The organism is uncultured Limnohabitans sp. (assembly GCF_937889215.1).
Taxonomy (GTDB): Bacteria; Pseudomonadota; Gammaproteobacteria; order Burkholderiales; family Burkholderiaceae_C; genus Limnohabitans_A.
In genome coordinates, this window is sequence record NZ_CALBEX010000062.1 from 1 (window position 1) to 9,377 (window position 9,377).

Here is a 9,377-nt window from a genome sequence, read left to right on the forward strand (position 1 = left end):
AGGAGATGGAGGGGGCGGTGCAGCAAGCGGCGCAGCCGGGGCGGCAGGTCAAAGTCATCTGGTCAAAAGCATCCGGGTCAGCGTGGCCACAGGGCCCACAGTTGCAGGGGTTGCTTCAGGCGTCCGGCCAGCTCGCCCGCCGCCGGGCCGGAGCCTGCGTAATAGTCGGCCCGCACGGCGCCCACGATGGCTGTGCCGGTGTCTTGGGCCAGCACCAGGCGGTCCAAATGGGTTTGGGGGCCGGTTGACTTCATCCACACCGGGGTGCCGTAGGGGATGCTGCGGCGGTCCACCGCAATCGAGCGCTCGGCGGTGAGCGGTACGCCTTGTGCGCCTTTGGGGCCGGGCGGCAGGCTGCCCACGGGCAAGGCTTCTTCGCGGAAGAACACCACACGCGGGTTTTGCCACAGCAGCTCGTCCACCCGTGAGGGGTTGCGGTCTATCCAGGCTTTGATGCCGGGCCAGCTTGCGTCGCGAATCAGTTGGCGGTCGAGCAGCCAGCGGCCGATGCTTTTGTAGGGCTGGTTGTTGGTCGCTGCAAAAGCCATGCGCACCCAGCGCTGGCGGCCGTCAGGCTCGGTCACGTTCACCAAGCCTGAGCCTTGGATGTGCAACACCATCGTGTCCACCGGGTCGGCCAAATACAGCAGCTCTTTGCCGCGCAGTGCGGCGCGGGCAGCCGAGGAGGTTTCCATTTCTTGACGGGTGAACCAAGGTTTGCGCGGGCTCAGTTGCGCAGGCGGCGCGTACAGCGGCACTTGGAATGCGCCTTGAGGCCGGCGTGCGCCCACCAAGGTCGGCTCGTAATAACCGGTCAGCAGGCCTACGTTGCGTTGATCCTGCGCCTCGACGCGGTAAGGCTGAAGCTTCTCTCGCATCCAGCGGCGCTGCAGTTCGGGGCTGGCGTTGGCCAGCTGCGCGATTTCAGGGCACAGCGGTTTCCATTCCGGGCCAGAAAGTTGGCAGCTTTGCAGCCAAGCAGGCCAAGCTTCGTTGACGGCGTCGGTGTCCACCCCAGGCAGCTCGGACCAACGCACCGGGACCCAACGGCTTTGCGCTCGCACAAGAACGGGTGGCAAGGGGCGCGAGTCATCGACTGTTACAAGCGCAGGCGCAGAGGGGTTTGCTGCAGATGGGCCGGGTGCGGGCGGGTCTTGTGCCACGGGTGCAACCGAACAGGCGCTGAGCATGCCTACAATCGCGGCCATCCAGAAGCTGGCCCAATGCGGGCGGCGGGTCAAGAAATGGGGTTTTTGCATGGGTCTGATTTTGCTGGAAGCTTTGCTGGCCTTGTTTATCTTCATCGCAATTGTCTGGTGGACCATGTTTTCCGGCCGCAAAAAAGGTGAATTGCCACAGGCCCATTCAGAGGATTCGGATCAGGAGGCGTCACCCAGTGCTGCGCCGAGTGCGCCTGAAGACAAGTCACGGTGACGCCTGCGTCTCAGTCCAGCAGGCTGTGCGCGCCTTCAAAGCGCTGGGCGTAATAGCGGTTGCTCAGCAAATCGATGCGCACCCCGGTGCGCGGGTTGCTGGCGTGTACAAAGCGGCCATCGCCCACATACACGCCCACATGGGAATGGCGTTTGCCCAAGGTGTTGAAAAAAACCAAATCGCCCGGCAACAGCGCATCACGGTCGATGGGCTGCGATTGACGCCCCAGATCGGCGGCGCTGCCTTGCACGCGGATGCCGCCACCTTCGCGGTATACATGGGCGACCAGCCCCGAACAATCAAAGCCGGTGGCTGGGCCGCGTCCGCCCCATGCATAAGGAGAGTCCAGCAAAGACAAGGCCACCAGTGCCAAGTCGTTGCGTACGCTGTTGTAAGGGCCAGCTGGCCGACGTGACGCTTGGCGTGGTCGGGTGGGGGCCGATGAACAGCCCGCCAAGGCCAAGGCCAAGCCCCCCAAGAGCCAGCGTCGTCGAATGGTCATGCCAAGGCCCGCATCAGCTTGACCAGTTCCACGGCCGATTTGACGTCCATCTTGTCAAACACCCGGGCGCGGTGCACTTCGACGGTGCGCACGCTGATGTCGAGTTGGTCGGCGATCAGTTTGTTGGGCAGGCCATCGACGACCAGTTGCATCACATCGCGTTCGCGATCGGTCAATTCCAACAGGCGCGATTGCAGGTGTTCTTGCTGCAGGTGTTCGGTCAGGCGTTCTTGTGACAGGGCCAGTGCTTGCTCGATCCGGTCAACCAGCGCGTTGTCTGAGAAAGGCTTTTCACAAAAGTCAAAAGCGCCGCGTTTGACGCTGCTCACTGCCGTGGGCACATCGGCATGGCCGGTTAAAAAGATCACGGGCCAAGCCCGCGCCAAGCCATTGGCCAACAAGCGCTCAAACAAGGCCAGCCCACTCATGCCCGGCATGCGCACGTCGAGCAAGATGCAGGCTGCTTGGCGGGGGTGGGCCAGCGCATGGGCTGACCCAGAAGCGGCAGACGGGGCTTGGGTGGGCAACATCTGCAAAAAGGCCTCGGCACTTTCGAACGACACACTCAACAAGCGCCGGGTGCGCAGCAACCACGCCATGCCTTCACGCACACTGGCATCGTCGTCGACAATAAAAACAGTGGGCGCGTCGGTGAAATTCATGCCGGGATCTTATCCAAAATGATGGCGGGCAAGGTGAAGCGAAAGACGGTGCCTTTGGGGGCCAGTGCCTCAAACGCCAGGTGGCCGCCGTGTTGTTCGACCACCGTGCGGCACAGGCTCAGGCCCAGCCCCATGCCTTCGGCCTTGGTGGTGAAGAAGGGCGTGAACAACTGTTGCGCCACCTCGTCCGTGATGCCCACGCCCACATCGGTGACCGAAAACTCCACCCAAGTTTGTTCTGCGTTCGACGCGGCGCGCCGGGCCTGCAGCACCAGCACCCGCTCGGCACGGTCAGCTTGGTCCATGGCCTGCATGCCGTTGCGCGCCAGGTTCAGCAGCACCTGCTCGACCATGGTGCGGTCGCACAGCACCAGCGGCAATTTGGCCTCGATGCGGGTGTGCACCTTGACCTGTAATTTACGGGCTTGCAGGTTGACCAGCGGGGCAATGGCGTCGAACAAAACTTGGGGTGCAACGGCTTCGCGGTCTTGATCGCGGCGGCGGACAAAGTCATGCACGCTGTTGATCACGCGGCCAGCGCGACCGGCTTGCTCGGCGATGCGGCGCAAGGCCATGTGCACATCGTCCAGGGTTTGGGGCGCGGCCTGCGGGTCTTTTAACAAGTTGAGCGAGCCGTTGGCATAACTGGCGATCGCGGCCAGTGGCTGGTTCAGTTCGTGGCTGAGCAAGGACGCCATCTCGCCCACTGTGGCCAAGCGTGCGGTGGCCTGCAGCCGCTCTTGGCTGGCCCGGGAGAGTTCTTCAATGCGGCGCTGCTCGCTGATGTCAATGACCGCGCCCATCCAGCCGGTTTGCTGGCCTTGCACGCTGATCAGCGGCGCTTCGATGATCAGGACCGGAAATTGGGTGCCGTCTGGGCGCATGAAGACCGACTCAAAACCTTCACGCGGCGGTGCATTGCCCGCCAGCCGAATCGCTTGGCGTTGTTGGTACTCGTCCACCATTTCGGGCGGCCAGTAAGGCATGGGGGCGTTGCGCCCGGTCAGTTGATCGGCTTGCAGTCCAACCATTTGGCAAAAAGCCGGGTTCACATACGTGATGCAACCATCGAGGTCGCGTGCCCGCAGGCCGGTGACCAGCGAGTCTTCCATCGCCTTGCGAAAGGCCAGCGCGTCGGCCAGATCGTTTTCGGCTTTCAACCGTCGGCGTGAATCCTTGGCCAGCAGCACCATCACCGAAATCAGCGCAATCGACATGCCGGTCACCAGCGCGGTCAGCACATTGGGGAACAAATCGGGCTCGCTGCGGCGGCCGTCCATGCGCAGCACCAAAGTGTTGCCGGGCAGGTCCAGCAGTTGTTGTGCGGTGAAGACCCGAAAGCCCCGGCGTTGGCTGCCCGCAATGGCCAATCGGGTGCCGTCAGGCTCGGTGAACGACACCTCGTTGCGGCGACCATAGCGGCCGTTCAGGCGCTCTAGCAGCAACTCTTGCAGGCTGTAGGTGACCACGGTGAAGCCCACAAGTTGACCGTCTCGTGTGTTGGGCAGGCACATGTCCATGACTTCAAAACCCAAGCCATCGGCTTGTGGCAGAAAATAAGAACTGGAGTAAGTGGCCCCGTTGCTGCGCTGCGCCCGCATGCAGGCTTGCAATGTTTCGTTCAGGGTCTCCGCACGGGGGGCGCGGTCAAATACCGGGCTGCGCAGGGGCGAGTCGGCAAAGTTTTTCAAGCCCATGGCTTTGTCGCGCCATTCGACCCGCATCCAGTCGCGGTTTTCGCGCAGCAAGGCTTGCGCTTCCATGGGCCAAAAAGCTTCGGTGGGATGGCTCGATTGCAGGCCCTGCAAGGCTTGCACATGACGGGCGAGTTGCGTGCGCAGATCGCTCACGGCGTCGGCGGTGTCGCGCTCCAGTTCGGCTTGCAGTTGGCTGGCTTCGTAGCGGCCGGCGAGCCAGACCAAGGTCACCAGCAGCGCCAACACCAAAGCGATCAGGGCGCTCCACAAGCCCCGTCGGCCCCGCCCGCCGGGCAGGGCGTCTTCGATCGCCAGCCAACCAGCGGCGGCGCGTTTTTTCAGGGTGAGGGTCAGGCGCTTGAGCGCATCGGGGGTCATGGCCGCATTGTCGTGGAACTGCGGGGCTCGACCCGCGTGACCCGGGGCGCTTGCCAGCTGCCGTCGACCAAAAATTCTTGGGCCGAAGCGCGAGCCAGGGGGTTTTGCAGCAGCCATTGCGCCACAAAGGTGGTCAAACCCACAAGCGGATTCACCGCCAGGCCCGCCAGCAACGAGGCGGTGCCGGTGTCCACGATGGGCAAAATTTGCACCCGCAATTTCTGATTTTCCTGAGCGATGTCGGCCGAGCCGTCCAGCAACACCAGCGCGTTGACGCCTTTGATTTGCAGGTTGCGGGTGTTGGCCATGCCGTGCACGATGGTCACATCGCCTTGCACCGAGTCAAAGGCAAACCCTTGTGCAAACACATCCCGAAAGTCGAGCAACAAACGCCTGGGCAGCGCTTGTAGGCTCAAGACACCGAGCAGCTTGGCGGCTCCCGCATCGGCTTTGAGGAACTGGCCTTGGCCCATGCGCACCTCAAAGTGACCGTTCATGCTGGGGACGTGCAAGGTCAGGGGCGACCCTTGCCAGCTGATCACGCCTTCGAGCTGGCCAGTGCCGCCGCGCAAGGCATCGGGCGTACCCAGTCTGGCCAATAGTTGCCCGGCATTTTGGGTGTCGAGCACAAAATTCATTTCGGTTTTTCGCAGGGCGACGCCCTCGCGTGCGGCCAGCCAACGGCCGTTGCTTTTGAAGCTGCCTTCGGGCAGGGTGATGTTGAACTTTTTCACTTGCCATTCGGAGGCCGCTGGCGCGTTGGACGAAGGGGTGGCGTTGCCCCGTGTGTTGATGGCCTCGACTTCGATGCGGCCCCATTTTTTGCCGCGCAACTCGAGCGCATCCACCACAATGTCCAGCGCCGGCAGGCTGTCGGGCGGCGCCTCAAGCAAAGACTCGACCGCAGTGGCCGAGGACGGCGGCAGGTTCAGGCGGTTCAGGCGGGCAAACAACTGACCGGGTTGTCCGCCGAAAGATTGGCGAAACGCCACATGGCCATTGAGTTCGGTGGCGTCGATGTTCGCTTGCCAGTGCGCGCCCTCACGCGTGCCGCCCGCCACCACTTGGTGCAATCGGCGGTCATTGGCCACCAAGGTGTTGACCCGCAGGCCGATGCGGGTGGGCAGATAACTTTGCCATGCTGGTGGTGCGTTTTGTTGCAGCTTGTTGGGCTGTGTGTTGGCCCTTGGCACCAGGGCCAACCACTCGTCCACGTCCAAGCGGTCTATGGCCATGTTGGCAATGACACCGGAGTCGGGCAGTGTGGGCATTTGCTGCGGCGTGACACCCAGGCCCATGATGCCGCGCACAACTTGGGGCTCGGCCCCGCTCAGATCACGCACATACGTGAGCCGTGCCTCATTGCCCAGCGCCACTTGGATTTCGTCTTGCGGCCCTTGTGCAGACGTCCGGGATTGGATTTGGACCGACAAGTTGCGTTCACTGTCCGCTGTTTTGCCCAAAGGGGCGGGCCATGGCAATGCCAAGCCAGCCAGACGGCTGCGCACCGAAAGCGTGGGCTGCCCTTGTTGCCAAGCCAGTTCTGCGCTGTAGTCGGTTGCCCCGCTGGCGTTTTGTGTCAGCAGGTTCAAAGGATAAAACGCCTGCGCGCCCTGCAAACCCTCGGCACTCACCCGGCCTTTGGCCTGAAACTGCAACGCGGGTGGCTTGTTTCCAGTGCCAGATGGCCGCAGCCCGCCATCGATGCGCACAGGCCCACCCAACAGCTGTGCCTTCAAGGCGGCCACTCCAAAACCGGTTTGGTGAAACTGCAGCGTGCCCTGCAGTTTCTCTAGCCACGGTGTGCCGGGCAAAACGCGCAAACGGGTGTCACTGAATTGCACGCTGCCTTGCACCTGAGTTTTTTGCAACGCCAGCAGTGGCAAGCGCAGATCAACGCGGGTTTTGAGGGGCCCCTCGCCTTGGGCGTGGCGCAACGCACCTGAGAGCAGTTTGTCGAGGGGCGATTGCTGCACCAAGCGCAGCCAAGGCGCGGCGTTGCTTTGGCTTTCAGCTTGCACGCGCAGCACGGGCGCGTCGTGCATGTTGGCCATGTCCACCAAAGAGGCCTGCAGCGTGACCGCCGCGTCGCCTTCGCCCCAGCGGGCGCTGGCATCGCTCAGCTGCATGCCCAAGCCATCAAAAGTCAATTGGCCTTTCAGGGCCTGCAGCCGTGGCCAAGCAGCATCGTCCGCGTTACGCGGGGTGGTGGGCACCATGTCAAAGACAGCGTCTTTCAATTGGCCAGAAAAACGCAGCGTGCCTTCTTGTGGTGTGGCAAAGGGCAGTTTGGCCAAATCGCCGTTGAGTTGCATTTGCACCTTGTCGTATCGGCCCTTGACCAAGGCTTCGCGCAGGTAATCGCGCAGCGATTGCGGCAGGCTCAGCGGCAAGTAACGGTGGGCCGCCGAGACTTGGGCTCGGGTGATTTCGCCTTTCAGGGCCAACACACCGGGGCCTTGGCCGTTGGGCGCGGGTTGCCATTGGCCTTGCCAGGCCCCTTGCAGGTCGGCATTGGCCAGTTTGAGCTGCCATTGCGGCACATGCCACCTTTGGGCGCCTGGGGCGGAGGCCCCTTGGCGTTCCCAGCGTGCGCTGGCTTGCAGTGTTTGCAACGGCACCATGGCAGGCGACAACACACCGGGCAACCACACCGCACTGCCCGCCCCTGCGTTCAGCGCCATGTGCCCACCGGTTGGGTTCATCGTCAGTTTCAGGTCCATGCCCCGCAGGCCCGGCCAAGTGGGGCTCTGCGATGCGGACTTGGTGGCAGCCTTCGAGGCCTGTGCCGTGGCCGTTTTCGGGTACCAGCTCAGGCCTTGAACCGAGGCTTGTGCCTCGTAAGTTTCAGGCTGCCGCCAAGGCCCTTGCCAGCGCATTTGCAAATCCAACACGCGGCCTGACACGCTGCGCTCTTGCAAGGCGGGCCGCAGCGTCTGGCTCAGCGATGCATCCAGCGGCCACCCCAAGGCCAGTGTTTGCAGGGCTTGCAAGTCCAGCTGACTGGCCTTGAGCAGGCCTTTGGCAGGACGGCTGGCCTGTGCGTGCGTGACCTCCAAGGACACATGGCCCCCTGGCCCGTGCAGACCCTGATCGTTGACAAAAGCCAGGTTGTGGGTTTCGGCCACAAAGCCTTCGGCGTGCAGCTGCAGGCCCAGCCGCCCCGACAGTTGCTTGAATCCCAGCGGTGGTCCCTTGGGGGTCAGCTGGGCGCGCAGTCCCTTCAGGTCCACATCGGCCACGCCGCCGCGCCACTGGCCTTGGACGATGTCGGCCCAAAGTCGCAAACTCCCCTGGCCTTGGGTCTGGGTGGGCACAGGTATCTTTTCGGCGATCAGCTGGGCGGGCACCTGCGCTTGCAGTTGCGCCAGGTCCACTTGTGGCAGCAGGGCGTAGCCCTGGCCCGACCAGTCGGCCAAGCGTGCGGCATGCACCGACAGCAAAGACCGTTTGAACTGGCCCATCAGGACAAAGCGCTTGCCCAAAAGGGCTGGTGGGGTGGCATCCAGGCGCAGCGCGTGCTGGCGTGCCGAATTGCGGATCACCAGATCCACATCCCGCAGCGTCAAGGGGGCTTGGGCACCGGGTGTTGACCCTGGCCCATGCCAGTGCACACGCCCACTGCGCACAACCACTTCGCGTTGCGAGAACAACCAGTCACCGGCGGCCGAATCTCCTTGCGGCGTGGCCCCCCACGTCATGCCCGCTATGCGCCATTGGCCGTCTGCGGTCAGCTGTACTTCCAGCTCGGGCGCGTCCAGCACCAGCTGCTCCAGCTGCCCCAGCACGGCTGAGCGCAGGCTGAGCGCCACCAGCACCCGGGGCAGGCGCAGCCCGGGGCGGCCGTGCGCGTCCAGCAGTTCGATGTCGCGCAGTTCAAAAGACGGGACCCAGCCGGTGCTTTGGGCTGACACCCCACCGATGCGCACAGGAACACCCAGCGATTGGCGGGCCAGGCTTTCCAGGGCAGGGCGAAATTCGGCGATTCGCGGCACAATCCAAAAATGAAGCGTCGCCCAGGCCGGGCCCAACACCAGCCCGGCGACCAGCAGGCCCCACAAAACAAGCCGAACCAGCCTCGCCAGCCAGGGGCGCAGCGGGGCTTCGGTGGGGGGCCAGGTGGGTGAAGACGGCACAAACATATGAATTAGAAAGTCAGCAGGAATTATGACCCGCAGCCAGTCCACGGACGAACGTTCTGACCCCGCTTCCTCAATTGTTTCACCCCCCGGTGCGCCCTGCCCTGCGCAATTGCCCCTTGATTTGTCCTTGTATTCGCGCTTTGTGCAGCGCTTGCACCGCCGCTACGCCTCTGAATTGCCGCTGCTGCCCCCCGGCCCCCCGAGCCGAGACAGCCTGAATGCGGCCTACGCCGCCTTGCAAGCCCAAGGCCTGGACACCAGCGCTGCTCTGCGTGTGCTGCGCCAGCTCACATTGGAGCGCTTGGCCAGTCTTGACTGCAGCCGCCAGGCTGACTTGGCGGTGGTCACCCACGGCATGACTTGGTTGGCCGAAGTCACGCTCGACATCGCTTGGCAGCAAGTCTCGGCAGACCTGGACGCGCTGCACGGTGCGCCCATCAAGGCCAGCGGCGAGCGGGCCGAGATGTGGATCATCGGCATGGGCAAGCTCGGGGCCCGCGAGCTGAATGTGTCGAGCGACATCGACCTGATTTATGTGTACGACGAAGACGGCCAGACCCGG

6 protein-coding genes and 1 pseudogene are annotated in these 9,377 nt (G+C 63.4%); 2 read left to right on the forward strand and 5 right to left on the reverse strand.

From position 1 onward, the window contains the following. Positions 1-77: 77 nt before the first annotated feature. Entirely contained in the window at positions 78-1,259 is a 1,182-nt protein-coding gene (locus Q0341_RS01445) for an MltA domain-containing protein (protein WP_299510058.1), read from the reverse strand. Here Q0341_RS01445 and Q0341_RS01450 point away from each other — a divergent pair. Further along, positions 1,258-1,434, forward strand: coding sequence for a hypothetical protein (locus Q0341_RS01450; protein ID WP_299510059.1), 177 nt, complete (start codon positions 1,258-1,260; stop codon positions 1,432-1,434). The genes Q0341_RS01445 and Q0341_RS01450 overlap by 2 nt on opposite strands. A gap of 10 nt (positions 1,435-1,444) precedes the next feature. Here the strand turns inward: Q0341_RS01450 and Q0341_RS01455 are convergent, their stop codons facing one another. The 4 genes from Q0341_RS01455 to Q0341_RS01470 are packed head-to-tail and all read right to left on the reverse strand — an operon-like array spanning position 1,445 to position 8,815. After that, positions 1,445-1,936 (reverse strand): C40 family peptidase, encoded by a 492-nt coding sequence (locus tag Q0341_RS01455; RefSeq protein ID WP_299510060.1) that lies wholly within the window; start codon positions 1,934-1,936, stop codon positions 1,445-1,447. Next, positions 1,933-2,598: a response regulator gene (locus Q0341_RS01460; RefSeq protein WP_299510061.1), complete on the reverse strand. Its 666-nt coding sequence runs from the start codon at positions 2,596-2,598 to the stop codon at positions 1,933-1,935. Before Q0341_RS01460 ends, Q0341_RS01455 begins: the two co-directional genes overlap by 4 nt. Continuing rightward, on the reverse strand, positions 2,595-4,673 hold the full coding sequence (locus Q0341_RS01465; RefSeq protein ID WP_299510063.1) for a PAS domain S-box protein: 2,079 nt from the start codon (positions 4,671-4,673) through the stop codon (positions 2,595-2,597). Before Q0341_RS01465 ends, Q0341_RS01460 begins: the two co-directional genes overlap by 4 nt. Beyond that, the gene (locus tag Q0341_RS01470) at positions 4,670-8,815 is read right to left on the reverse strand and encodes a YhdP family protein (protein ID WP_299510064.1); all 4,146 of its coding nucleotides are present in this window, start codon (positions 8,813-8,815) and stop codon (positions 4,670-4,672) included. The genes Q0341_RS01465 and Q0341_RS01470 overlap by 4 nt, the downstream gene beginning before the upstream one ends. Positions 8,816-8,840: 25 nt before the next feature. Here Q0341_RS01470 and Q0341_RS01475 point away from each other — a divergent pair. Further along, positions 8,841-9,377: pseudogene (locus Q0341_RS01475) on the forward strand (glutamine-synthetase adenylyltransferase); the annotation flags it as partial.